This window comes from Rossellomorea yichunensis, assembly GCF_032337515.1.
In the GTDB taxonomy this organism is placed as follows: Bacteria; Bacillota; Bacilli; order Bacillales; family Bacillaceae_B; genus Rossellomorea; species Rossellomorea yichunensis.
This window is the reverse complement of sequence record NZ_JAVYAD010000010.1, coordinates 26,150-50,724: the sequence shown is the minus strand read 5'-3', so window position 1 is coordinate 50,724 and position 24,575 is coordinate 26,150. Positions and strand designations below refer to the sequence as shown.

Genomic DNA, 24,575 nt, shown 5'->3' with positions numbered 1-24,575 from the left:
CTCTCCTTATGAAAGTAATCGTTTCGCTTCTAAAAATCGTTGTAAGCCCGTGTACAATTCCACTGCAAAAAACAATAAGGTGGTCCACAGGACGATGGACGGAAATAGCATCATGACACTGAACAGAATGAATCCTTCCGTCCTTTCAGCAAGTCCTGCCTGATAATAAAAGGATTTCATTCCCTGTTTCTCTGATACGGCTCCGACTGTCAGGAAAATGGTCATGGAAATAATGATGGATACACTCAGTAAAAGAAGCGCCCACATAATCTCAGGGTGTATGAAAGCAACACCCAGAATGACACTGATCTCGACGATTCGATCAAAAGTGACATCCATGACGGTTCCAAAGGGGGAGGGCTTCGTTGATCGGGCCATGGTACCATCGACTGCGTCCAAAAAGCCGGATGACCATAATAAGAGGACGGCTAAGATCGGGAATCCAAAATAATAAACCAGACCCGTAGCTGAGCCTACTATAAATGCAATCAACGTTACTTGATTGGCTGATAATCCCCTTTTTAAAAGCAAACGTGCTGTTCCCTCTATGCTTGGCTGCACCCACTTACGGGCATGCGTATCTAACATGTGTTTCCCATCCTTTACTTGTCATCTTTACTCGATAATCCCAGCCAGCCTTTCATTTTTTCCTTAAAGATTAAAGGCACGATGATCATCATCAAGAAAAAGCCGATAGCGATATATAAATTCGTTCGATCTTCTCCTACCAAGCTTGACCCCAGAAATACATACCCAAACGTACCCGGTAAAATCCCGATGGCTGTAGCGAAAATGAATGGGACGTATCTCACTTTCCCCATGCCGGCAAGGTAACTGATGAGATCGAAGTTTAAAAACGGAACGAGCCGTAATAGTAATACATAAACAAAACCGTTCTCCTCCATCTTCTCGCGGATCTTAATCATACGTGGAGATGGTCTTTTCAATAGTTTCGCACCAAGGAAGCTCGCAGTATAATAGGCTACCGTTGCACCACCTAAAGCTCCGATCAAAATGTAGATGAAGCCTTCAAATGCACCGAAAGCAAGACCTGCAGCCAATGAAAGGATGGAAGCTGGAAAAAGAATCAGCGGGTGAATCGTATAGACGACAATAAAAACAATAGGAGCCCAAATACCGAAGGACACTATCCAATCTCTGATGTCATGTGGCTTTACGTTAAAGAAATTCCGGCTCAGCCACATGAGGAGCAGTAATATGGTAATGAACAACAGGATCTTACCGATTTCCTTCTTCTTCATTCTTCTTCCCTCCTATTCCTCTTTCTGAAACGTTTGGATGCTCTCTTCCTCTGCATAAAGCCAGATGTCTTCAGTAGAAGTCTCTGGTTCAATGGGTAGGTTTAGCTTTTGCTCCAGTTCATCCACCCATACTTCATAGAGGTTGGTCCCTGCTACAAATAACTTTTGTAGCACAGTTCCTTTCCATCTTGGCCAGGAAGCATCAGCAAAGGTGGGGCCTACCTTTATGTGGGATGCGTGAATGAATTGTTTCTGATTCAGGATGAGTCCGTCACTCATGAAAGATGCCACAAATGGAGTGTGTGGCCGATAATAGATATCCTCCGGTGTTCCTATTTGCAAGAATTTGCCACTCTGTAAAACAGCCACTCGATCTCCAAGTTCATACGCTTCATCGCGATCATGCGTGACGAATATGACGGTTGTTTCTTCTTCTTTAAAAATCTGCCATACCCATTGCCTCAGTTCCTTCCTTAGCTGCAAATCCAGACTGCTGAAAGGTTCGTCTAAAAGTAAGAGCTTCGGCTTCAAAATCAAAGATCGTATCAGGGATACCCGTTGCTGCTGACCACCGGAAAGCTCAGAAGGATAATGATGCATCACTTCTCCGAGGCCTACTCGTTCAATATAGTTCATGGCTTTTTTCTTGTTTTTCCCTTTGTTACGTTCTTTCATTTCCAACCCGTACATGACATTTTCCAGGACATTCATATGAGGGAATAATAATGGCTGTTGAAAGACCATCCCAATGGGGCGTTTTTGAGGCTTTAAAGAGGAGATATCTTTCCCATCAATATACGTATTCCCTTCTGTCGCAGACTCTAACCCGGAGAGAATGCGAAGGAATGTTGATTTACCAGACCCGGATGCTCCAACCAATGTGAGAATTTCGCCTTTTTTTAACGAGAACGTAACGTTGGTTAAAATCTCTTTATCTTTAAACGATTTGGTTAACTGATTAATTTCTATGAATGAACTCAAAGGTTCTTCCTCCCTCTTGGATGTTGATAAGGGAGTGAGAATTTCAAACACCCTTCTAGAATGATGTACAGTATGATGGGAATGAGGGCGAACACGATGGAGAAGGCCGCCATCACCGCTTCATCTGCCGTATCGGTAAAAGGATAATAGACCATCGAGAGCGTCACGACATTCCCTCCCCCTATAATCGCTGTAAGGACATACTGGCTCAGGCTGATCAAAATCGTCAGGAATAAAACACTTCGAATGCTTGGAAGAAGCAAGGGCAGTTCAATATGGTAAAAGCGTTGAAAAGCTCTGCCTCCAAGCATGGCTGATTGCTCGATTAATTTAGTACCGATCCTCTCATAGCCTGCTTTGAACATTTTGATACTATACGGAATGGTGGGTACTAAGTGAACGAGAGCCACTCCTGTCCAGTGATCAGCAAGTCCATACCGAATGAACGTTATATGAAGCCCGATTGCCACCACCAATACGGGTAGGAATAGCGGTAACATAAGAAGTGCTTCAACGATTGATTTCCCTCTGAACGACGATAATGAAAACACTCTTCCCGAAGTAACGCCAATCAAAAGATTTATCGCCAGTACAACAATGGCAATCCAGATAGAGGCACCAATCGAATTCACGAATTCCCCCTCATTTATTAACACCTGCCACGCCCTTAAATTTGGTTCAACAGGAACTGGATTCCCCCATCTCCAAACACCGAAAAAGCTTTTATAAACTAAAAATAAGAGGGGAAACACAAAAAGAAGAAATGATATGATGTAAAATAACGTTTTTCTCAAGTGAACACCTCTAATTTCAAATTCCTTTTGTGATGTGCATTCGTTTCTTGTTTGTGAAGTAAATTAGGAGCCACATCACGACTCCAATGCCAAGCCCGACTAACACGAGTGACGTGAAAGCCAAGGGTCGGTCACTCCAGCTGCCACTGTAAAACCAATCGTAAGCAAGGATGGAAAGCATTTGCGGTGACGTCACTCCCAGAAGCTGGGGGACTTCAAATGCTGAAAAAATGAATGCGAATAGGATCGCGCCGGTTTCCACCAGAACGGGAAAGATAAATGGCCATTCTGCCACCCAAAACGCTTTATAAGAGCCCGCGCCCAGTAAAGAAGCAATCTCTTTATAGCTTTTAGAGAGCGTCGTGTAAACGGGTAACAGCATCAGGGTAACAAAGGGAACCTCCTTCCAGACATACGTTAGAATGATTCCGATCCCATTCCGATCCTGGACCAGGGTCGGGAACTGACTTCGGTCGTCGATCCAACCGGCCAGTCCGAACATATTGGAGAAAAAACCACTTTGATTAAAGAGCAAATAGACGAGATAAGCCCATACAAAATGGGGAACCAGCATTGGAATCCATACAAGTAGTTTATGTTTATTTTCCTTTAGTAAAGGTGAGAATGACTTCACAATTCCGAGTCCAATGCAAAGAGATAGAATGGTCGAAATGGAAGTCACAGTCAAACTGAAGAGAAAAGATGTCATAAAACGCTTCTCTTCGAATAAATCAACGTAGTGCCCGAGTGTGATATTCCCTTCACTCCTTACGCTTTCCAGCAGTGCAAGCACGATCCCAAGTCCAGGAATGAAGATGAAAAAGAGCAGGGCGGGAATGAGGAGAAACGTATTATTGACTCTCTGCCACTTCACGGATCCAGTTCTCCTTTAACCATTCCACGTAATTGGCATCCAGTTCACCCCTATAGGTCTCTTCGAGTACAGACGCCTCCAGTACACTTCCCCCCCGATCGACGCTCATAAATTTATCCCTCCATTTTCCATCCAGCTTTTCATAAGAAATTGGTGAACTCTCACCCCAGTAGTCAGGCTTTACTTTCTCATATTGAGCTTCAGGAGAGAGGAGTTCATTAATGGTCACCAGCGCTCCCTCTTTGTTGGGGCTATTAAATGGAATTGCCAGAAAATGAGTATTCCCGATCGATCCAACATCGTTTAAAATAAATGACTTTGTGTTTTCCGGGAACACTCCATCCTTGATCAGATGCTCTGCCCTTGCTTCGTTGTATCCCATCGTCATCCAAACCTCTTCCTGGCTATATAGCTTATCAAGGTCTGTTAATGTCGCGGGGTACGTTTCTCCTTCTCGCCACAAGAATGGCTTCATTTCATTCAGCTCTTTCCATACCTCTTCCCCCATCTTCTCTGCTGTTCCTTCGTTGAATGAAGACTGAGCTAAATCCGAGTCAGATTTAGCATAAAGAAGATGTCGAAGAAATGCATTCCCGGTGAAATCAGCCGGATTGGGATAGGTGAATTTCCCCGGATGCTCTTTCATGAATGCTTTTAATTCATCGTAGCTGGAGGGGGGATTTTTCACTTTTTCACTGTTATAGAAGAAGACAAATTGAACTTTTCCCCACGGTGCTTCATATCCTTCTGTTTCCGTCCCGAAGTCATATTGAAACGCATGACTTTCTGTGTCGTAATATTTCGTGAAGTTTGGCAGCTTATCTGTAAAAGGCCCTGCCAGTAAATCATTTTCCTTTGCGTTTTTAAAGTTTTCTCCATTAATCCAGACGATATCAATCGTTCCCTTATCTTTCCCTGCCCGTTTCTCCGTTTGAAGCTTTTGCAGGATTTCCTGTGTGTCCAAAGGTACTCGATTTAACTCGATATTATTTTTTTCTTTCAGCATGGGAGCAACTACGTCATCAATATAACGGTTAATCCCATCGTCACCGCCCCACATGAAGAGATTCACTTTCGTTCCTTCTGCTTTTGAAGTGATGGTTTCCCAATCTTCTTCGGGAAGTCCCCCGCTATCGGTTGCATTTGAAGGACCACAAGCAGATACTAATAGTAAGGAAATAACACTAATAATAGCTAACCATTTTTTCATACACCTTGCTCCTCTGTTCTTTTTCTATAATTCTATTGTACTGAACCTCTTGATTTAAAAAAGTAATCTGCCTTACATATGTAAATCTATGCCCTTGTAGAGGAAGAAAGAAACAAGTTCAGCACATCCTCCTGTGTCTTCTTGCTTATATTCGGGAACACTTGTAACCTTTTGGGATAAACCCTGTCTAATACGGTAAGGAGGTGGATCTGGCATGAAGCGATTGATCATATTATTTATAATACTTATGGCAGGAATAGCAGGCTGCGGAACGACTGATGAGGAGAAAGGCAGTCAGTCCAACGGGGACAAAAACTCAGGAGCTGGTGAAGATATTTCTGTACAGAAAGGGATTGTTGCAGGCGAAATGGAACCTTCATTAACGAAACAAGAGGGAAGCGGTCAGGTTGTCTATGTCTATTCGATTAAGAACCAAACAGAGCAAGAGAAAACCTTCGTTTTTTCATCAGGACAAACCATTGACTTTGAACTTAGAAACGATAAAGGCGAAGTAGTGTATAAGGACTCAAAAAATAAGATGTATACCCAGGCGATTCAGGAAATAACCGTTAAACAGGGGGAAGAATTTTCCCAGAAAGTTGTTCTACCCATTGTCGGGAGCGGTACCTATACATTGACCGTTTGGTTAACGGCTAAAGGAGACCGGGACTATAAAGCTACAGCAAAAGTGCAGGTGGATCAGTAGATCAAAAAAGGATTAATCTTCACATGCTATAATGGATGTGAGATTAATCCTTTTTTGTATATACAGGTAAAGGTCCATTTAAGGAAATGCGCTCTGGCGTCACGATACAGCTTCTTCCGAAAAATCGGACACCCTGATCTTCGGCTTCTTTCATGACCCGGGCAAAATGGGGATCGATTTCAGGAGCGGATGTGATTCCGCGCAAATCCGTTCGCTGAGCAATAAATAGGACTGCTGATTGATAGCTTCCTATCGACTGCAGATGTGTAAGCTCTTCAATGTGCCTTGCACCTCTTGACGTGACGGCATCAGGAAACCTGCCTATTCCATCTACTACCATGGTGACACTTTTTACTTCAAGCAGTAATTTTTGTTCCTTTTGTTTGTGGGTGAGCAAGAAGTCAAAGCGTGAGCTTCCTACTTTATATTCCGCTTTTTCTAACCGCCAGTCTTTTAGCTCTTCCAGCACTTCCAACTGTAAGGCTTCGAGCACTAACCGATTCGGATATTGGGTATTCAAAGACACATATATTTCGTTAGAAGCATCATACGTCATGACGGCCGACCATTTTGTTTTCCTTTTAGGGTCGGTTGATTCCTGAAGCCATATCGGGTTCCCCCGCACCAATAATTCTTTTAGTCTGCCTGGGTCAGGTAAGTGAACTTTCTCGATTGAACCTGAAGGAAGCTGACACTCGAGCACAAATCGATTGAGGCGCTCGAGAAACACCCCTCGAACCAAGTTGTCATGAAACTGAATTTCTACCAAGCCTTCACGCTCCTTCTTTCCTCGTCACCGAAGTAAAGCACTCCAGCTTTTCGTTTTGCGATCATAGGATAATAATCCGTTTGCTGGTGATTTACGGATTTGCTTATAATCTTCCGCCATCTCATCCATATCGTAATAATCACCGATCACCCATATAGGGATTTCTATCTTGCCTCTCGTTAGTATGGCTTTTTCCAACGAAATGACCATGCCTTCTTTTAATTTGTCTCTAAAGGAATGAATCACTTCCTGACCGATGATCGGGTAGTCTTTCTCTTTCTTCATACCAAATAAGCCTTTTCCGCCTTTGACTGTACTCAATTTCGAAGAAACCGTTGCTCCTAACATATGATAGAAGTCTTCAAATTCCCGATAATAAATCTTATTAAACCACCCATCGTCATGGGAAAGATACGCGTAACGATTGTTCAACTTTGAATAAAAAGGAGGGTTCAGGGGTTGCTTGACGTGCCCCATATAAAGAAGCTCAGCGATTTCCTGACCGTTCAATTCGTCGACTCCCACTTCTTCTTCAAAGTCAATCCAACAGAAATCACCATAGCTCTGAACCCCATCATTCATGATCTTCTTCATTTCATCCTGTTCCACATACTCCATATGCGTATGTATATTAAAAGCGCCATGTTCGTACTGATGCTTAATTAGAAGTAGATTCTTCAATGGTTTTCGGGCATTTGAAGCAAACTCGTTGAAATTGATCCCGTAGGAAACGACATACTGACGATCCGTATTCTTGTGAACATAGATGATATCTTTAACCTGATTATTTGCCTTCAAGAACATTCCCTCCATCTGATTGACACGATGCACAACTCGTAGTTTCTATTTTAGCAAATATGTAGGGTACTTGTTCTTTTCTATTTCATTTCAAAATGATGACAAAAGTCGCAGGTAATTGTCGAAAATAGTCATATTGCAGGACCGTTGGCTTTAATTATTTCTATTTAGGTTATAGGAATGGAAGGAATCGCGGTCAGGTTTTTAGGCCACGGCACTTTCTTCTCATATTCCGAAGACAAATAATGATCACAATTATGTAAAAAATGGTATTACTTTTCACTCTTCCTCTGTCGTATCCCACTCCCATGGGCTTTATCATTGAATTCATTTCGACAAATTTCGTTTGATGCCTGTAACATCCCGTCAGAACTTCCGTATTTTATCAGGTCATGAGTAGAAATTTCCCTTCATTTCTATTAGACTAGGAATGTGAAATCTTTAGAAATTCAGGTGAATTGATTATGGAAACTCGCCAGCGATTTGCTGACAAGATCGATTGGGGTCTTCTCTTTTTATTAATGTTGTTTTTTATCGTTAGTGCTATGGGAATAAGCAGTGCCCAGACTTCAGGTCAATATGGGACAAACTTTGTGATAAGACAGGCTTTTTGGTATGTCGTAGGTGGAATTATTATTGGTGGAGCCTTATTCCTTGATTCCGATCAGTATAAGCGACTTGCCTGGTACATATACGGTGCAGGGATTTTCCTGCTGCTAGTATTACTCATCTCACCGGAAAGCATCGCCCCTTACAGAAACGGAGCCAAAAGCTGGTTCATGCTTGGACCGCTTGGTTCGATACAGCCTTCAGAATTTATGAAGACGTTCTTAATTCTTGCTCTTGCACGAATCATTACAAATCATCATGAGCTAAATCCAAGTAAAACATTACAGACAGATTTTCAATTGTTAGTGAAAATCGGGGCGACGACTCTCCTTCCCCTTGCCTTTATTATGCAGCAGCCGGATTTAGGGACTTCCCTTGTCATTTTAGCCATCATGACCGGAATCATTTTAGTTTCAGGTATTACGTGGAAGCTGATCGTTCCGATATATGCTTCTATCGGAGTGCTTGGGGGAATCATCCTTTCACTTGTGATTTGGGCTCCTGAGCTGCTTGAAAAATATTTAAATGTAAAGCCTTATCAATTTGGACGTATTTATGCTTGGTTAGATCCTTATAACTACGCAAAATTAGAAGGTTTTCACTTAATTAACTCCCTTAACGCCATTGGCTCCGGGCAGATCTTCGGAAAAGGCTACAGTGATGGAGAAGTATATATCCCGGAAAATCATACCGACTTTATTTTCAGTGTCATTGGTGAGGAATACGGATTTATTGGCGCAAGTGTCGTGATCAGCTTATACTTCTTGTTGATTTACCATCTGACGAAAACGGCTCTAGACACAAAAGAACCGTTCAACGCCTATGTATGCGCAGGGATTATCAGTATGATTACATTCCATGTGTTCCAGAACATCGGAATGACGATTCAATTACTTCCAATCACTGGGATTCCTCTTCCTTTTATCAGCTATGGGGGAAGTTCACTAATGGGGAATATGCTGGCCCTGGGACTTGTGTTCAGTATGAGGTTCCACCATAAAACGTATATGTTTTCATCAGAAGATTCTTAATTACAGGTTGCAATCGTCTCCAGAATGTGTAAAATAATAGTAATTATATACGCATATTCGAAGATGAAGAGAGTAATTCTGACGTGGATCGAAAGCGAGCCGGGGTTGGTGGAAGCCTGGTGTGAAGCCTGGGATAAACCGCACTTCTGAGAAGTTTTTCTTGAAGTCAGTAGAGAAGAACCGGGATCTCCCGTTATACAATGAGCGCCCTTTTGGGGAATAAGAGTGGTACCGCGAGCTAAAACTCGTCTCTATGTTGGATAGAGACGGGTTTTTTTGTGTTTAATTTTATCAGGAGGTGTAGATGATGGATTTGAAATCAATAGTAGCCGATGCGCTCACACATGTGTTGTCCGATTGGAACAAGAATAATCTTTACGAGTTGATTGAAACACCCAAACATTCTCATTTGGGAGACCTGGCCTTTCCATGCTTCCAGCTGGCGAGATCATGGAAAAAAGCCCCCCATGTCATTGCAGGTGAGGTTGCCGATGCCCTCTCCTCTCCCTTTTTCAGTAAAGTGGAAGCAGTAGGTCCCTATGTTAATATCCGATTTGATGGAGTGAAAGCAGGGAAAGAAATTGTTTCAGCTATATTAGAGAATGGCAAGGATTACGGAAGTCATGAATTTGGAAATCAAAAAACCATCGTATTGGATATGTCCTCCCCTAATATTGCGAAACCATTTTCCATGGGACATTTACGCTCCACAGTCATCGGAAATTCCATCGCCACCATTGCCGAAAAGTGCGGATATACAACAGAAAAAATCAATTATATCGGTGATTGGGGTACACAATTCGGGAAATTGATCGTCGCATTCAATAAGTGGGGAAATCAACAAAAAGTGAAGGATAACCCAATCGCTGAATTGTTTATTTTATATAAACAATTTCATGAGGAAGCAGAAAAGGACCCCTCACTTGAGAAAGAGGGAAGAAAAGCCTTTAAGCTATTAGAAGACGGGGATCCGGAAGTAACGGAGCTTTGGAGATGGTTTAAAGAGGAATCACTTCATGCCTTCAAAACGATTTACTCGTTGCTCGGAGTGGAATTTGATTCCTATAATGGCGAAGCGTTCTTCAATGACAAAATGGATGAAGTCGTGACATTGCTTCAGGCTCATGACCTTCTCGAAACCTCTGAAGGTGCGAAAGTCGTTCGTTTAGAAGGAAATCTCCCGCCCTGCCTTATCAAGAAGTCAGACGGAGCTACCCTATATGCTACGAGAGACCTGGCTGCAGCACTTTATCGCCACCGTCAGCATGACTTTGATGAAGCTCTGTATGTTGTTGGCCAGGAACAGACCATTCATTTCAAACAAGTGATGGGAGTACTGAAAAAACTCGGGTTTAACTGGGCGGATGATATGAAACATATCCCCTTCGGACTTTATTTGAAAGATGGAAAAAAGATGTCCACCAGAAAGGGCAGAGTCATTTTACTCGAAGAGGTTCTCAAAGAAGCGATTCATATGGCTGAAGAAAATATTAAGCAGAAGAACCCTCACTTAATTAATGCTTCAGAGGTGGCGAAAGATGTTGGGGTGGGCGCCATTATCTTTCATGATTTAAAAAATGATCGTGTGAACGATATTGAATTCTCCCTGGAACATATGCTGACCTTCGAAGGTGAAACAGGTCCATACATTCAGTACACGTACGCCAGAGCTCAATCCATTCTGAGAAAAGCGGGTGGATCCCTTCCATTGACGTTTGAGGGGCTTGACGATGCTGAAAGCTGGGAAGTGATTAAACAGCTACGCTTATTTCCGGAGGTGGTCGAGAAAGCGTGGAAACACTATGCGCCTTCAACCATTGCCAAATATTTAGTCGATACCGCACAAAGCTTTAACCGTTATTACGGAAAAACTAAAATCATTTCAGAAGACTCCCAACAGGCCTCCCGTTTAGCCTTGGTTCATGCTGTTTCGACAGTCCTCGCAGAAGGATTGCGATTATTAGGAATGAAGTCTCCTTCAGAAATGTAAAATATATAATTTTTCTGTCACTATTTCCCGAGAAATAGATTATTTCGCTAAGCTCTTTTCGCCAAGTTTGTGGTTATCTTAGAGAAGGAAATTAGTAGTTGATTTCCGCTACAGGATGCTTGCTTTCCGCGGGGCTGGCGGTGAGCCTTTTCGGCACGTCTCCGTGGTCTCACCTGTCCAGCTATTCCCGCAGGAGTCGAGCACCCTTCCACTCCAATCAACTTTCTTAGCATGTATCTTTAAAAAAAATCAATAGAACAAAACTTTTAGCAAACAACCTCTTTAAAGTGAGTAGAGATTAATGTCTTATTAAAAATTAGATTGTTATTAACACTTTTCAGCTCTGTCACGCAAAACCTCTTAAAGATGGTGAGGGGAACTGCGTAGACTCCTGCGGAAGAACGTGTGTGCCGAGACCCCGGAAGCGAAGCTGAGGAGGCTCGGCCGTACGTCCGCGGAAAGCGGAACGGTTCCCCTCACCATCCAGCAGACACTGATTGTCAGAGCCTTGGCAGGTTTTATGTTAATAATTTCCGTGAATTCGTTTCATCCCTACAGGATAATTCATGACTCCTTTTGTGAAAAGTGATATACTTTCTTATGTTCCATTAAAATTGAAAAAATAACGCTTGATCAATAAAGGAGATTACTAAATTTATGTCTGAACTACTTCACGCTTTCGAAGCATGGTTACTGGATTATGGTGTATGGGGACTGATTCTGGTTTCATTCGCTGACTCATCATTTTTCCCTATACCGCCTGATGTACTACTGATCCCATTAGCGATTGCCAATCCGGATAGCGCACTGCTATATGCACTTTATACGACTATCGCTTCCGTTATCGGAGCCCTTCTTGGCTGGTGGATCGGTAAGAAACTTGGACGACCGATCCTTGTATATTTCTTCTCTGAAAAAAGGATTCAAAAAGTAGAGGAATACTTTAATAAATACGGAGCGATGGCTCTTTTAATCGCAGGACTTACACCTGTACCTTATAAGATCTTCACGATTTTCGCAGGGGTTTCCGGTGTTAAGATCAGAGTATTAGTGATCTGGTCGATAATCGGAAGAGGAATTCGTTTCTTCCTTGAAGGTGCAATCATCTTAGCACTTGGAGCTAAAGCAAAGCCTTTCATTGAAGAGAACTTTACACTTCTCACACTTGGGGCTGGTGGCGTCTTAATCGCCGTTTATCTGGTATACCTGATAATAAAGAAGAGAAAGAAAACTGTATAATCATAGGAAAAGAGAGCAAGGGAGAATGAAGCCCCCTTGCTCTCTTTTTATTCTGACATTCCAACCACAAATCGCAGATGCTTATTTAACACTTGGAGAGATTGCCTGGTTCCTTCATATAATTCCCCATCCATATCAAGCTTTTCATTCTGTCCAAGTTCGATATGGGCTTCCCTTGCTTGTATGTGAATAATATCGTCATATTGTTCGCTGATATTGCCAGTACTTTTGATAACGAGAAATTCCTTTAATAACGGAAATCCGCTTTTCTTGACTACGTAAATATCCATCAAGCCATCTTCCATATCAATGCAGGTCGGCAGTGGGTTAGAGCCTATCGATCGTCCGTTAGCAGCCAATAGCATCACCACTTCCTCTTCAATCACTTCATTATCAGTTGTTATCTTTACATTTAAGATTGGGGATTCCTGAATGGATTGAAACGCACTGATATAATAACTCAGTTTTCCGAGGACACTCTTTGATCCTACATCGATATTATCGCTTGTCTCTGCGACCAGCCCCGTTCCCCAGAAATTGCTGAAATACCGCTCGTCCGCTTTGACGATATCGATATCCTTTTCAATAGGACGCTCGGTAATGAGTCGGACAGCTTGTCCAATATTCATGGGAATATGTAACGAGCGTGCAAAATCATTACACGTCCCTCCAGGGAGGATGCCTACCAATGGCCGTTTTTCTAAGCCTGCCAATCCGTTAATGGCCTCATGAATCGTTCCGTCACCACCCATAATGACCACCAGTTCATATTGATGACCCGTTTCCTTACAAATTCTTTCGGCATCGCCTTTCTCTTTCGTTTTATGAATAATTAAGTTCGTGCAGATATCTAATAAAGGGGGCACGGCATCCTTTAACAGAACTTCTAACGTTTCTTGACCTGCCTTCCCATTACAGACCAACAATATATCCGAAAACATCGTCATGAATATCGTCACCTAACTTTTAGAGTAGTAAATAAAAAGAGGCTGACCCAAAACGATGAGTGATGTCATCCTTAAAGGACCAGTCCTAATTCTTTCAGAGTTTCTGATTTATTTCTATCATGTTATTGACTTAGAAGCCCTTGAATTCTTGGGTCAACCTCTTTTACTATGCTGTATTGGAATCCTCTTGAGGGACTTGGAGAACAGATCGATGGGCAATTCCAAGACGACCTTTAATATAACTTTCGGGGTCATAAGGAATATGGTGATTCTCCATTCGATGAATTTCCGTTTCTGCAAACATAGCAAGTGCACGGCATACCTGATCTAACGCCGTGCTTACACGATGAGGATCTGGTTGATCTCGGCTCATACAGTAGTATGAAATTTCATCTGCCTTCTTTCTGATTTCCTTTAATGCCTGTAAATCAAACATCATTCTTTCCATACCTACCCCTCCTCTTCACTACTACTTAGTATATCGTGAAAAAAGGGGGAATATGTCTGTCCAATATTTCTCGGGGAGTAAGTTTAATAGTCTTGGGTTAACGTCTTAGGTAATGGCTGATACTGCTTGAGTGAATGAAGAATTTCACGTCTTGATTTCGTTTTTGAAATATTAACACCAACGTTCGACAATTTCGTTATCACCTTTTTTAAGCGATCGTTCTCCTTTACCACGTTATTCACCTCTTTTATAAAATGTCGTTACCTATTTGTACGTTTATTCTAAAGAAAAGTTTCACTTTATCATTAATGGTTTTCCTTTTCCCTAAAAATGAAACTATAATCCTATTTCCTCACTTTTTCTTAGAATATTTTGTCCCTAATGACACATTTTAATATCATGAAAATTAAACGCCCGGGACATCGAAAAAACATTCTCACTGGATCCTATACTCATACCAGGATAAGGAGGATCTTACGGGGGGTTAATCAAATGTTTATTACTAAATGATATCCAAGAAGCACTCTATGAAGGTCCGTCCCTCTCATTTGAAAATAATGGCTGAAACCATTAAGAATAGTTGAGTGGATTTGTCGAATAATAATGTTGTACTGCCAATTTGATTAAGGGGGAATTTACATGCAAGTTCGTGATATTATGTCGACAAATGTGGAAGCCGCTTCAAATCAGGACTCACTTCAGAGCGTCGCATCTAAAATGAGTTCCAGAAATGTTGGTTCCGTCCCCGTTGTTGAAAACGGACAAGTTGTCGGTATGGTAACAGACCGTGATATTGCTACTCGTGGACTGACTCAAGGTGCACAGGGAAATGTCTCTCAAGTTATGTCACAGCAGGTCGTGACAATCTCTCCGGATGCATCGGTTGAGGAAGCATCCGCTTTAATGTCTCAACACCAGGTCCGTCGTTTGCCTGTCGTGGAAAACGGACAGCTGGTCGGGATGCTGGCTCTGGGGGATTTGGCAGTACAACAGCAATCGGATCAAAGTGCCGGAAGCGCCCTTAGCGGAATTTCTCAAAATAACCTCCGCTAATTGAGGCTGCAGGTACTCACTTCTAAGCTTTCTTTATCCAAATGAGAGGCTATCTTTGCATAGCCTCTTATTTTGTGTTGTAGATGTAGTGAAGGTCCGTCCCTCCATTCGACTTGGTTATAGGTAAGTCGGCATATTTTTCACTTTCAGGAAGGATTTTCTTGGATTGTGACGAATATGTGTTAATACAAATGATGTTTATTGAGGAGGAGGTTTTTTATGAGTCGTGCTGCACGATCGTATCGAAAGGAAGTACGTCATTTTAAAAGTGAAAACCGTAGAAGAGTCTTCGCCGACAGTATTCTTGATTTCTTATTTATGTTATTTGGAATTTCAATGATTACGGGGATATTATTATTCGCTTTAGGATTCTGGAATTATTATTAATCCTTATCCCATCCTTCTATATTAAAAATCCTCATTACAAGCATTCATACATCTTTCCTTCATTTGAACTCATTGCCATGGATTCCTGTGGCTTTTTTTGTTGAGCAAACTGACCTTGTGACTCCTCCTTGTTCCTTTGAATGCCCCTTCTTTTATATTCAGTATTGATTAAAGATTAGCACTTATTAAAATTCTAAATAGTAACCGTTTTCAATGTTATAGTAAACCTTGTTATCTATTTTTAAGGAGGTTTTACTATGTGGTGGCGTTTTGACACTATCTTAATTCAAGAACCTATGGCAATCTTTTCTTATTTAGCTGCCTTAGTAGGTCTTGTGTTTATTCTTGGGGAGTCGAAGAATCCTTTCTTACAAAAGTTCTTTCATTATGCTCCACCATTAATCTGGACTTATTTCCTTCCGATGTTATCTACAACGTTTGGAATCATCCCGGATCAGTCGGCTTTATATGACTTTACATCGGCTTACATATTACCAGTGGGATTATTATTGCTGCTTCTTTCAGCAAATGTTCCTGCAACATTAAAGCTTGGTCCAAAAGCGATTACAATGTTCCTTGCCGGGACTCTTGGTGTCGTGATCGGAGGTCCCATCGCTTTAGCCATATTCCAGCCGTTTCTTCCTGAGGACGCATGGACTGGAGTAGCGGCACTTGCAGGAAGCTGGATTGGCGGGAGCGCCAATATGGCTGCCATGATTGAAGCTACTGGTACACCGAAAGAAATTCTTTCTCCTATTATTGTCGTTGATACCGTTGTCGGATATAGCTGGATGGGAATCATGATTGCCCTGGCAGGATTCCAACATAAATTCGATAAATGGAACAAAGCGGATAACTCTATCATCCGTAAGGTAAATGAGGATATGGGAGAACTTCAGCGTAAAAATGCCAAGCCTATCGAGGTTCCTTACCTTGCTGCCATCATTGGTTTAGGGTTCGGTGTAGCTTACGTTGTACGAAAGTTCTCAGAAACGTTACCGGTCACAAATGTACTCTCTGCTGGAACGTGGACGATTATGATCATTTCTGCAGTAGGGATCCTCTTCTCCTTTACTAAGGTCCGCACCCTTGAGAACTACGGTGCAAGTAAAATCGGATACGCAGGAATTTATCTCCTGCTTGCAACGATCGGAGCAAAAGCCGATCTTGCTTATGTATGGGATTCTCCTCAATACGTTGCAATGGGAATTGTATGGTTAGCCATTCATGTAATCATCATTTTCTTAGTGGCACGCTTACTGAGAGCTCCTTTATTCTTCGTAGCTGTAGGATCTCAAGGAAATATCGGCGGGACAAGCTCGGCTCCTGTTGTAGCCTCTGTATTCCAGCCCTCCCTTGCCCCTGTAGGATTATTGATGGGAATACTAGGTAACGTGGTTGGGACTTATGCCGCCGTTGCCTGTGCCTGGATTGCCGAATGGGTAAGCAGGACATTATAAGTTATGTAAAACGGATCACTGACCATCAGTGATCCGTTTTTTTGTGAACCTTAAACAGCCGTCCGTCAGTGTTCCTAAATAAAAATAATTATTCGGATAGAGAGAAAAATATTATTTCAGAATAATTTATCCAACCATTACTTTGGACTCATAACTTGAAAAGAAACCTTTATTACTATGACAAAATAGTTCGTCCTTCTAAATAACCATTGGTAATATTTTAATATTCAGATAATAACTTGACTTTTATTTGAAATTTTCAGATAATATAAAACGTAACCGACACAAATTTCTGAGGGGGTTATCATGGATATTTTAAACAATTTAGTCACGGAAGCAAATTCAATATTATGGGGGTATATTTTAATAGGCGTACTCCTCATTTTAGGATTATACTTCACAATCGGATCTAAATTCGTTCAGATTCGCCACTTTGGTGAAATGCTTCGATTATTAGGTGATAAAGATGTGGTCGAGGCGGAAGGGGAAAAGCAAATATCATCCCTGCAAGCATTCTTTATTGGAGCAGGTACTCGAATTGGTACAGGTAATTTAGCAGGAGTAGCCATTGCCTTAGCAATTGGGGGACCTGGAGCGGTATTCTGGATGTGGCTTGTCGCCATTCTGGGAGGAGCCAGCGCCTTTGTTGAAAGTACACTGGCCCAAATTTACAAAGAAAAGGATAAGGTTGGATTTAAAGGCGGCCCCGGCTACTATATGAAGAAACAACTGGGCAAGCCATGGATGAGTTCGATCTTTGCTGTCACCATCATCCTTTCCTTTGGGACAACCTTCAATGCGGTTCAAAGTAACACCATCGCAACAGCTTTCAGTAATTCATTCGGAATAAATACGTTTGTTATCGGAATTGTGTTAGCCGGTTTGACTGCACTCATTATCTTCGGGGGCGTTAAACGCATAGCCACCTTTTCTTCCATCATTGTTCCGATCATGGCGGTCTTTTATATTGTTTTAGCTTTATTTGTAGTCATTACGAATATTACGGAAATGCCGGGAGTCATTGCACTGATTTTCAAAAGTGCCTTTGGATTTGAACAAGTGGTTGGTGGCGGAATTGGTGCCGCAATTATGAACGGTGTAAAACGTGGACTATTCTCCAATGAAGCCGGTATGGGTAGTGCGCCGAATGCCGCCGCTACAGCATCTGTTTCTCACCCGGTCAAACAAGGATTCATTCAGGCACTTGGTGTATTCTTTGATACGCTGCTCGTTTGTTCTGCAACTGCGTTTATCATCTTAACTTCAGATGCGTACGGTTCCGGGCTGACGGGGATCGAACTATCTCAAGCAGCCATGTCTGAGCACTTTAACTCATGGGCCGGTATTTTCTTAGCGATTGCCATTTTCACTTTTGCCTTTAGCTCAATCATTGGAAGCTATTATTATGGAGAAGCCAATCTTCCATTCATTAATAATAGCAAGACTGGACTTCTGATTTATCGCTTCATTGCTTTAGGAATGGTGATCTTCGGTTCTGTTGCAAGTCTTGATATAGTTTGGAGCTTAGCAGACTTCTCTATGGCATTAATGGCTCTTACCAACTTAGTTGCCATCGGTATTTTAGCACCAATTGCTTTTAAAGCATTGGACAACTATATGAGTCAGCGTCGACAAGGGTTGGACCCGATCTTCTATGCAGATGATATTCCCGGTTTAAAGGGTGTCGAAAGCTGGCCAACACGCGGGCGCGAGATGAGTAAAAAAGCTGTGAATGAATAAAGAATCCTACCGAACAGAGCAGGCTGACAGTCTGCTCTGTTTTTCTTTGTCATTTTTTTCTATTCCATTCTCAGGTATACTACTTATAGAAAGCTAGTTAAAGGAGCCTTACATACTATGAGTATCCTATCTACTCTTTTAGGGGTTTTATTTGTTCTTAACCTGGTCCTCGCCGGCGTCATCATTTTCCTTGAGCGAAAAGATGCCGGTGCGACCTGGGCATGGCTTATGGTTCTGTTCTTCATTCCCCTTCTCGGCTTTATTCTTTATTTAATCTTCGGTCAGAACCTTAGCAGAAAGCGATTATTCGACTGGGAAGATATGAAGAAAATCGGCATCGAAGATTTGATTCAAAAGCAGATACTCTCCCTGAAAGAACACCGATTCCCTTTTAAAAATGAAACGTCCTCCCGCTATCAGGACCTTATTTATATGCACCTCATGAATAATGAAGCTCTTTTAACCCAGGATAACGAAGTGCAATTGTTCACCCATGGGGAGGATAAATTCGAGTCCTTATTGGAAGATTTGGATGCAGCACAGGATCATATTCATATCCAATACTATATCTTTAAGAAAGATCACTTAGGCAAGCGGATCCTGGGGAAGCTTACTGAGAAAGCACAGCAAGGCGTAAAGGTCAGGGTTCTGTATGATGAAATGGGCTCCCGGCGGACAAGAAGAAGCTTCTTTAAAGAACTTCTTGCAGCCGGCGGGGAAGTGGCCGTGTTTTTCCCTTCGAAAATTCCCTTTATCAACCTCCGCCTCAACTATCGAAATCACCGAAAGCTGGTGATTATTGACGGGAAGGTCGGTTATGTAGGTGGATTTAATATTGGAGATGAGTACTTGGGCTTGAATCCTAAATTCGGTTATTGGCGTGATACCCACCTGCGGATTGTAGGGAGCTCATCACTTGCCATGCAAACCCGGTTTATTCTGGATTGGAATCAAGCCAGCCGCTCAAAGAAGATCGCTTACGATTTACGATATTTCCCACAGCCTTCCTTTACTGGGCATGCAGGAGTACAGATCGTGACATGTGGCCCCGACTCTGAATGGGAGCAAATTAAAAACGGTTATATTAAAATGATTTCGTCTGCCAAACGATCCATCTATATTCAAACTCCTTATTTCATACCGGACGTCAGCCTACTGGATTCGTTGAGAATTGCTTCTCTAACAGGAGTCGATGTCCGGATTATGATTCCGAACAAACCTGACCATTTATTTGTGTATTGGGCGACCTATTCTTACATTGGTGAGTTACTGAAGGCAGGAGTGAAAATTTATATATATGATAACGGCTTTATTCATGCCAAAACCATTGTAGTGGATGAAACCATTTCCTCAGTTGGAACCGCAAATATTGATGTAAGAAGCTTTCGCCTCAACTTCGAGGTAAATGCCTTTTTATATGATCAAACCATCTCTGAAAATCTGAGTGCTGTATTCAGGAAAGATATTGAGAAGAGTAGAGAAGTAACCAAGGAAGAGTATAATAAAAGACCTATGAAAATCAAAGTAAAAGAATCAATTTCAAGGCTCCTGTCCCCTATCTTATAGAAGGGATATTTAAGACGTTGCCATGAGCGCCTGGAAGAAGGCATAATAGATGATATAATGCGTAATTGATAGAGAGGGATGAAATCATGAGTGTACACAAAGACATCACGAAGCATTCAAGTAAACAAAATCAACTGGTACAACAATTTATGCTATTGGATGAGCGTAGAGAAAGAGCAATCGATGAAGCCGTTCAGCTTTGTTTGAAAGATCAACCGTTTACAACGGATGCCATTAATCATGTGACGAACGAAATCAATATCCTTGCCCGTCAAGGTGTCGTTCCACAGAGAAAGCTTGTCACAATTGAAATGGTGAAGGAGTATGCAGCTAAATTAAACTAATTTAATCAGAGTTGCTTCTCTTAGTCTGCAGTTAACGGACATTACATAAAAGACCCCGACACATCTAATCCATGTTAATGGTGTAAGAGTGTCAGGGTCTTTTACTTTGTATGTTTGAACTTAAGCTTTTAATGCGCTATTCCACCCATCGTATACAAATACAGGTTGTGTACCAATTTCTGCACGTTCTATGACGGCATAGTTTTTATGTGACACGACGGTCTGATCGTCCGGTAAATCCAGCTTCTTCGCAACATCCCTGTCCATTTTGACAATGACCGTATTTTCTCTAAGGGTAGTAACTACACCATTGATTACATGTTTCTTCCTTTTAAACTGAACGGTATCTCCAAGGTTTGCATTGTCTTTTGAGTACACGAATGTATTTTCCATTTTAATATCCCCTTTTTAATAAAATGTAATATGTTTCTAATCTAGTTTATAAAATTGAAAGAATTTTCTAATAATATTATTCTAACTGGTATTTATATAATTTTCAATGAATACTTATCCTTCTTCTACCACAATTCATGTTTATCAAAACCTTTTCAGATTACTTTTTTGTTTACTTACGTTCTTCCCTTATTATACCTATTGGCTACCACCAAAGGAAAATCCTCCCTTTTAATATTTTTTAACAAAAAACGCCTGAAGAGAAATGTTCTCTTCAGGCGCCTTGATGTATTAATAAGCGAGTGCATTTTTCTTTTCTTCCTTCATGAGGACGAAGCAAAGGAAAATCCCCAACAGGGATAGAACTGCGAAGAATAAGTACACCGTGTAAATGGAGTACGTTTCATAGATAAAGCCGCCAACAAAGGTACTGAACCAATTCCCCAGTCCGTTTCCGATTGCTGAATATACCGTAACGGCCGTTGCTGTAATGTGGGAAGGCGTGATTTCTTTAATGTAGCGCAAGCCGGCTGGAATGAATAACCCAATGGCAAGACCCTGCATGACAGCCGATGAATAGACAAGCCATAAACTTGGTTCTGTAAAGTAAAAGAGCCAGCGGAGCATGGAAGCAGCACCTGCCAAAGCAGCGACGGTTAACAAACCAAACTTATCAATCCAGCCACCGGCGATCCTCATAAAGGGAACTTCCGATAACACTGCAATCAGGAACGCAAGACCAATCCCCGCATACGTTCCACCTGAATCTTCAACAAATAATCCGAAATACACATTGTTTGCTAAATTCGGACCGAACACTAAGAATGTGACTGCTAAAAAGATAAGGAACTTTTTCATCGTGAATAATTCCTTCATCCCTGCCTTTAAATCAAGCTTGGCTGCCGCCCTCTCTTTCGGAAACCGGAAGGAAAGGAATCCGGATAGTACTAAACAGATAAAGAAAGAGTAAAAAATGATGGTTGGCCCGATAAATCCTTCTGAAAGTCTTCCCATCATAAAGACTGCAATACCGAAGCCCAAAGAGCCGAACAGGCGGATATTTCCGTAGTTATACCTGACTTTACTTGTATACTTCAAGCTGATACTATCAGAAACGGGAATGATTGCACTTTGGAAAATGGCCACTAGAATGGCCACGATAAGCAGGCCATAGTAAAAGTCCATAAACAAGTAACCGAGTGCAAAGATCCCCGCTACTAAAGAGGTTAAACCAAGAACCACGGTGGGACGATTGGTCGTGTCACTCACCATTCCCCAAATAGGCTGGAAGAAAATCATCATGATGGGACCTACAGACATGATCGTTCCAATCTGATAACCATTTAATCCCACACTTTCGCTCAAATACACACTGAGTAAGGGATATAAACTACCAACACCGAAGAACGTTAATAAATAAAATCCTTGTAAGGTAAAAATTTGATTTCGTACTGTTCTTTCCACTACCGTATCCCCCAAGATGTTTTTTGTCTTCCTTATAGTAGACCTTGAACGTTCAATTGTCTATGAGTTTATACCTTATTATGGATAAAGTCATGCTTTTCGTCGAGCTACGGCGGCTAGTCCCTCGAGGTCATAAGTCAATAACGACAAAAAGGCATAAGGCGCCTTTCCGACGTTCTTGTCTTATGCTTGTCGGGACTGAATGAGCCGCCTCCGCTTTTGTTTCATCCAGCTACGGCGGCTAGTCCCTCGAGGTCATAAGCCAAGAACGCCAAAAAGGCATAAGGCGCCTTTCCGACGTTCTTGTCTTATGCTTGTCGGGACTGAACGAGCCGCCTCCGCTTTTGTTTCAGAAAAAATTCCCGTTTGACTTTTTCGAGTAAACCCTTTAAAGTATGGAAGTATATTTTAAATCAACTAAATACGATATTCTTCTTATCCAGAGAGACGGAGGGACTGGCCCTGCGATGTCTCGGCAGCGGACTCATATTGAGTGCTGTGCCACATCCAGCAAGCGAAATGCTTGAAAGATAAGAGGAGTGTTTCGTTCTTTTGAAACCTCTTCTTATTTTGGAAGAGGTTTTTTGTATGTTAGTAAATTGGACGCCAAAGGAGTGTTAGGAATGAATCAAGAAAGAGGAAATTTATTGGCGTTACTGCCTTTGATCATATTTGTTTCACTGTTCCTTGGAGCAGGCATCATTTCCGGAGACTTTTATGCCTTTCCTGTATTAGTATCGATTATCATTGCATCCGTAGTAGGTTTGTTGATGAACCGAAAAGAGACTTTAACGGCTAAGATAGAGCGTTTCGCTAAAGGAGCCGGTCACCCTGATATCATGATCATGGTCTTTATCTTTCTGTTAGCAGGAGCATTTTCCGGAGTGGCTGAAAAGATGGGGGCCGTTGATTCAACCGTAAACTTCGCTCTATCCGTGCTCCCTGGTAACTTGATCATCGTTGGATTATTTATTATCGCTGCTTTCATATCATTATCAATGGGTACGTCCATGGGAACGATCGCAGCACTTGCGCCAATCGGTGTCGGGATTAGTTCAGGTACAGATATTTCTATGCCCCTTGCGATGGCGACAGTTATTGGAGGAGCGATGTTCGGAGATAACTTATCATTCATTTCAGATACGACCATTGCAGCTGTTCGTACTCAGAAAACGGAAATGAAAGATAAATTTAAAGTGAACTTCTTCATTGTATTACCTGCTGCAATCGTGACAATGGTGATTCTCCTGGTTCTTACTATGGGGAATCAATCAACTGTCGGAGCGGAAAGCTTTAATTGGATTAAAATCCTGCCTTATCTTGGAGTTATCATCGGTGCTCTTGCAGGGTTAAATGTGTTTGTCGTTTTATTAGGCGGAATTGTTTTAGCTGGAATCATTGGATTCATAGATGGAAGCTTTACTCCATCCAGTTATTTCGGCAGTGTGGCCGATGGAATGACAGGAATGGCAGAGATTGTGATCCTTTCCATACTGATTGGCGGAGTTGTCGAACTCATTCGTCATAACGGCGGGATCCAGGCATTACTTTATCATGCCACACGCAGAATCAAGTCTCCTCAGGGAGCACAGCTTGCTACTGCAGGATTAGTGAGTTCCACTAACCTTTGCACAGCAAACAACACGATTTCGATCATTATTGCCGGTCCACTTGCCAAATCGATTAGTGAAAACTATGGAGTGGATGCCCGTAAATCAGCCAGTATCCTGGATATTTTCTCTTGTTCGATTCAAGGGTTGATCCCATACGGAGCACAGGCACTGTTAGTGGCTGAAGTCGCAGGCATTTCACCGGTCAGCATCCTCCCATATGCCTTCTACCCTGTCCTGATTGCTGTTTGCGGTCTGATTGCCATTCGATTTGCACTGCCGAAATTCACACGTAAATCAGCACCGGAAGCTAACCCGGTTCGATCTTAATTTTAGAGAGACAAATCCTTTGGGGTTTGTCTCTTTTTTTGATACGCTCTTTTCTCAAAAATTGTTGCTTTTTAACATAAGCTCTGCAAGGCTCTGTCAATTAGCGTGTGCCAGATGGTGATGGGAACTGCTCCGCTTGCAGCTAGCGTTCGGCCGAGCCTCCTCAGCTTACGGAACGGGGTCTCGGCACGACCGTACTTCCGCAGGAGTCTGCGCAGTTCCCCTCACCATCTTTATCAGAATTTTTATGACAGAGCTTCAAGGTGTACAAGAAAACAATGTAACTAGAAAAAATAATTCTTCTTCCTTAAAAGAATACCTTAAATGAGACTGTTTGCTAAACTTATTTTTATTGTTTTCCATTAAGGATACATGCTTAGAAAGTTGATTCTCGCTGCAGGATGTTCGACTCCTGCGGGAATAGCTGGACAGGTGAGACCACGGAGGCGAAGCCGAGGAGGCTCACCGCCAGCCCCGCGGAAAGCGAGCATCCTGTAGCGGAAATCAACTATTACTTTCTCCTCCTCTATAATAGCAACAAACTATTTTGATAAGAAAAAAGCAGATTCC

24 protein-coding genes, 1 riboswitch and 1 other annotated feature are annotated in these 24,575 nt (G+C 42.0%); of the genes, 11 read left to right on the top strand and 13 right to left on the bottom strand.

The window, feature by feature from the left end; genetic code table 11:
• Positions 1–6: 6 nt before the first annotated feature.
• The 6 genes from RSX31_RS21450 to RSX31_RS21425 form a co-directional block, all read right to left on the bottom strand.
• Positions 7–588 (bottom strand): CDP-alcohol phosphatidyltransferase family protein, encoded by a 582-nt coding sequence (locus RSX31_RS21450; protein WP_148996528.1) that lies wholly within the window; start codon positions 586–588, stop codon positions 7–9.
• Between the two features lie 14 nt (positions 589–602).
• On the bottom strand, positions 603–1,262 hold the full coding sequence (locus RSX31_RS21445) for a TVP38/TMEM64 family protein (protein ID WP_315635984.1): 660 nt from the start codon (positions 1,260–1,262) through the stop codon (positions 603–605).
• A gap of 12 nt (positions 1,263–1,274) precedes the next feature.
• The gene (locus RSX31_RS21440) at positions 1,275–2,243 is read right to left on the bottom strand and encodes an ABC transporter ATP-binding protein (protein WP_187443735.1); all 969 of its coding nucleotides are present in this window, start codon (positions 2,241–2,243) and stop codon (positions 1,275–1,277) included.
• Complete coding sequence (locus RSX31_RS21435; RefSeq protein ID WP_315635983.1) at positions 2,240–2,875, bottom strand: ABC transporter permease; 636 nt, start codon at positions 2,873–2,875, stop codon at positions 2,240–2,242. The genes RSX31_RS21440 and RSX31_RS21435 overlap by 4 nt, the downstream gene beginning before the upstream one ends.
• A gap of 178 nt (positions 2,876–3,053) precedes the next feature.
• Positions 3,054–3,911, bottom strand: coding sequence for an ABC transporter permease (locus RSX31_RS21430; RefSeq protein ID WP_315635982.1), 858 nt, complete (start codon positions 3,909–3,911; stop codon positions 3,054–3,056).
• A complete protein-coding gene (locus RSX31_RS21425; RefSeq protein WP_315635981.1) occupies positions 3,889–5,121 on the bottom strand; it encodes an ABC transporter substrate-binding protein in 1,233 nt (410 codons plus the stop codon). Before RSX31_RS21425 ends, RSX31_RS21430 begins: the two co-directional genes overlap by 23 nt.
• Positions 5,122–5,335: 214 nt before the next feature.
• Between RSX31_RS21425 and RSX31_RS21420 the strand changes: the two genes are divergently transcribed.
• Positions 5,336–5,827 carry a BsuPI-related putative proteinase inhibitor gene (locus RSX31_RS21420; protein ID WP_315635980.1) on the top strand — a complete coding sequence of 164 codons (492 nt, stop codon included), beginning with the start codon at positions 5,336–5,338 and terminating at the stop codon, positions 5,825–5,827.
• Between the two features lie 43 nt (positions 5,828–5,870).
• On the opposite strand, the gene sfsA is transcribed toward RSX31_RS21420, so the two are convergent.
• A complete protein-coding gene (sfsA, locus tag RSX31_RS21415; RefSeq protein WP_315635979.1) occupies positions 5,871–6,596 on the bottom strand; it encodes a DNA/RNA nuclease SfsA in 726 nt (241 codons plus the stop codon).
• 24 nt (positions 6,597–6,620) lie between these two features.
• On the bottom strand, positions 6,621–7,400 hold the full coding sequence (locus RSX31_RS21410; protein WP_148996520.1) for a hypothetical protein: 780 nt from the start codon (positions 7,398–7,400) through the stop codon (positions 6,621–6,623).
• 458 nt (positions 7,401–7,858) lie between these two features.
• On the opposite strand from RSX31_RS21410, the gene RSX31_RS21405 reads away from it, so the two are divergent.
• The 3 genes from RSX31_RS21405 to RSX31_RS21395 all read left to right on the top strand — a co-directional run bounded on the left by RSX31_RS21405 (position 7,859) and on the right by RSX31_RS21395 (position 12,263).
• The gene (locus tag RSX31_RS21405) at positions 7,859–9,034 is read left to right on the top strand and encodes an FtsW/RodA/SpoVE family cell cycle protein (RefSeq protein ID WP_148996519.1); all 1,176 of its coding nucleotides are present in this window, start codon (positions 7,859–7,861) and stop codon (positions 9,032–9,034) included.
• A gap of 51 nt (positions 9,035–9,085) precedes the next feature.
• Positions 9,086–9,290 (top strand) — a binding site (T-box leader).
• Positions 9,291–9,341: 51 nt separating this feature from the next.
• Complete coding sequence (gene argS, locus RSX31_RS21400) at positions 9,342–11,024, top strand: arginine--tRNA ligase (RefSeq protein ID WP_315635978.1); 1,683 nt, start codon at positions 9,342–9,344, stop codon at positions 11,022–11,024.
• A 657-nt stretch (positions 11,025–11,681) separates the two neighbouring features.
• Positions 11,682–12,263, top strand: coding sequence for a YqaA family protein (locus tag RSX31_RS21395; RefSeq protein WP_148996517.1), 582 nt, complete (start codon positions 11,682–11,684; stop codon positions 12,261–12,263).
• A 47-nt stretch (positions 12,264–12,310) separates the two neighbouring features.
• Here the strand turns inward: RSX31_RS21395 and RSX31_RS21390 are convergent, their stop codons facing one another.
• The 3 genes from RSX31_RS21390 to RSX31_RS21380 all read right to left on the bottom strand — a co-directional run bounded on the left by RSX31_RS21390 (position 12,311) and on the right by RSX31_RS21380 (position 13,891).
• A complete protein-coding gene (locus RSX31_RS21390) occupies positions 12,311–13,210 on the bottom strand; it encodes a diacylglycerol/lipid kinase family protein (RefSeq protein ID WP_315635977.1) in 900 nt (299 codons plus the stop codon).
• Positions 13,211–13,376: 166 nt separating this feature from the next.
• On the bottom strand, positions 13,377–13,658 hold the full coding sequence (locus tag RSX31_RS21385; protein WP_315635976.1) for a hypothetical protein: 282 nt from the start codon (positions 13,656–13,658) through the stop codon (positions 13,377–13,379).
• 83 nt (positions 13,659–13,741) lie between these two features.
• Positions 13,742–13,891 (bottom strand): Lmo0850 family protein, encoded by a 150-nt coding sequence (locus RSX31_RS21380; protein ID WP_181778163.1) that lies wholly within the window; start codon positions 13,889–13,891, stop codon positions 13,742–13,744.
• 406 nt (positions 13,892–14,297) lie between these two features.
• Between RSX31_RS21380 and RSX31_RS21375 the strand changes: the two genes are divergently transcribed.
• The 6 genes from RSX31_RS21375 to RSX31_RS21350 all read left to right on the top strand — a co-directional run bounded on the left by RSX31_RS21375 (position 14,298) and on the right by RSX31_RS21350 (position 20,208).
• Positions 14,298–14,711, top strand: a complete 414-nt coding sequence (locus RSX31_RS21375; protein WP_148971266.1) for a CBS domain-containing protein — start codon at positions 14,298–14,300, stop codon at positions 14,709–14,711.
• A gap of 219 nt (positions 14,712–14,930) precedes the next feature.
• Complete coding sequence (locus tag RSX31_RS21370; RefSeq protein ID WP_187443454.1) at positions 14,931–15,098, top strand: hypothetical protein; 168 nt, start codon at positions 14,931–14,933, stop codon at positions 15,096–15,098.
• Positions 15,099–15,355: 257 nt separating this feature from the next.
• Positions 15,356–16,558: a DUF819 family protein gene (locus RSX31_RS21365; RefSeq protein ID WP_148996515.1), complete on the top strand. Its 1,203-nt coding sequence runs from the start codon at positions 15,356–15,358 to the stop codon at positions 16,556–16,558.
• A gap of 306 nt (positions 16,559–16,864) precedes the next feature.
• On the top strand, positions 16,865–18,298 hold the full coding sequence (locus RSX31_RS21360) for an alanine/glycine:cation symporter family protein (RefSeq protein WP_148996514.1): 1,434 nt from the start codon (positions 16,865–16,867) through the stop codon (positions 18,296–18,298).
• Between the two features lie 117 nt (positions 18,299–18,415).
• A complete protein-coding gene (gene cls, locus RSX31_RS21355; RefSeq protein ID WP_315635975.1) occupies positions 18,416–19,864 on the top strand; it encodes a cardiolipin synthase in 1,449 nt (482 codons plus the stop codon).
• 86 nt (positions 19,865–19,950) lie between these two features.
• The gene (locus RSX31_RS21350) at positions 19,951–20,208 is read left to right on the top strand and encodes a YpbS family protein (protein ID WP_187443733.1); all 258 of its coding nucleotides are present in this window, start codon (positions 19,951–19,953) and stop codon (positions 20,206–20,208) included.
• A gap of 120 nt (positions 20,209–20,328) precedes the next feature.
• Here the strand turns inward: RSX31_RS21350 and RSX31_RS21345 are convergent, their stop codons facing one another.
• Both RSX31_RS21345 and RSX31_RS21340 read right to left on the bottom strand, forming a co-directional pair.
• Positions 20,329–20,601, bottom strand: a complete 273-nt coding sequence (locus tag RSX31_RS21345; protein ID WP_148971261.1) for a DUF2187 family protein — start codon at positions 20,599–20,601, stop codon at positions 20,329–20,331.
• A 291-nt stretch (positions 20,602–20,892) separates the two neighbouring features.
• Positions 20,893–22,065 (bottom strand): MFS transporter, encoded by a 1,173-nt coding sequence (locus RSX31_RS21340; protein ID WP_187443453.1) that lies wholly within the window; start codon positions 22,063–22,065, stop codon positions 20,893–20,895.
• A 432-nt stretch (positions 22,066–22,497) separates the two neighbouring features.
• A riboswitch (SAM riboswitch) is annotated at positions 22,498–22,602 on the top strand.
• An 86-nt stretch (positions 22,603–22,688) separates the two neighbouring features.
• On the opposite strand from RSX31_RS21340, the gene RSX31_RS21335 reads away from it, so the two are divergent.
• Positions 22,689–24,005 carry a Na+/H+ antiporter NhaC family protein gene (locus tag RSX31_RS21335; RefSeq protein ID WP_148996512.1) on the top strand — a complete coding sequence of 439 codons (1,317 nt, stop codon included), beginning with the start codon at positions 22,689–22,691 and terminating at the stop codon, positions 24,003–24,005.
• Positions 24,006–24,575 lie beyond the last annotated feature (570 nt).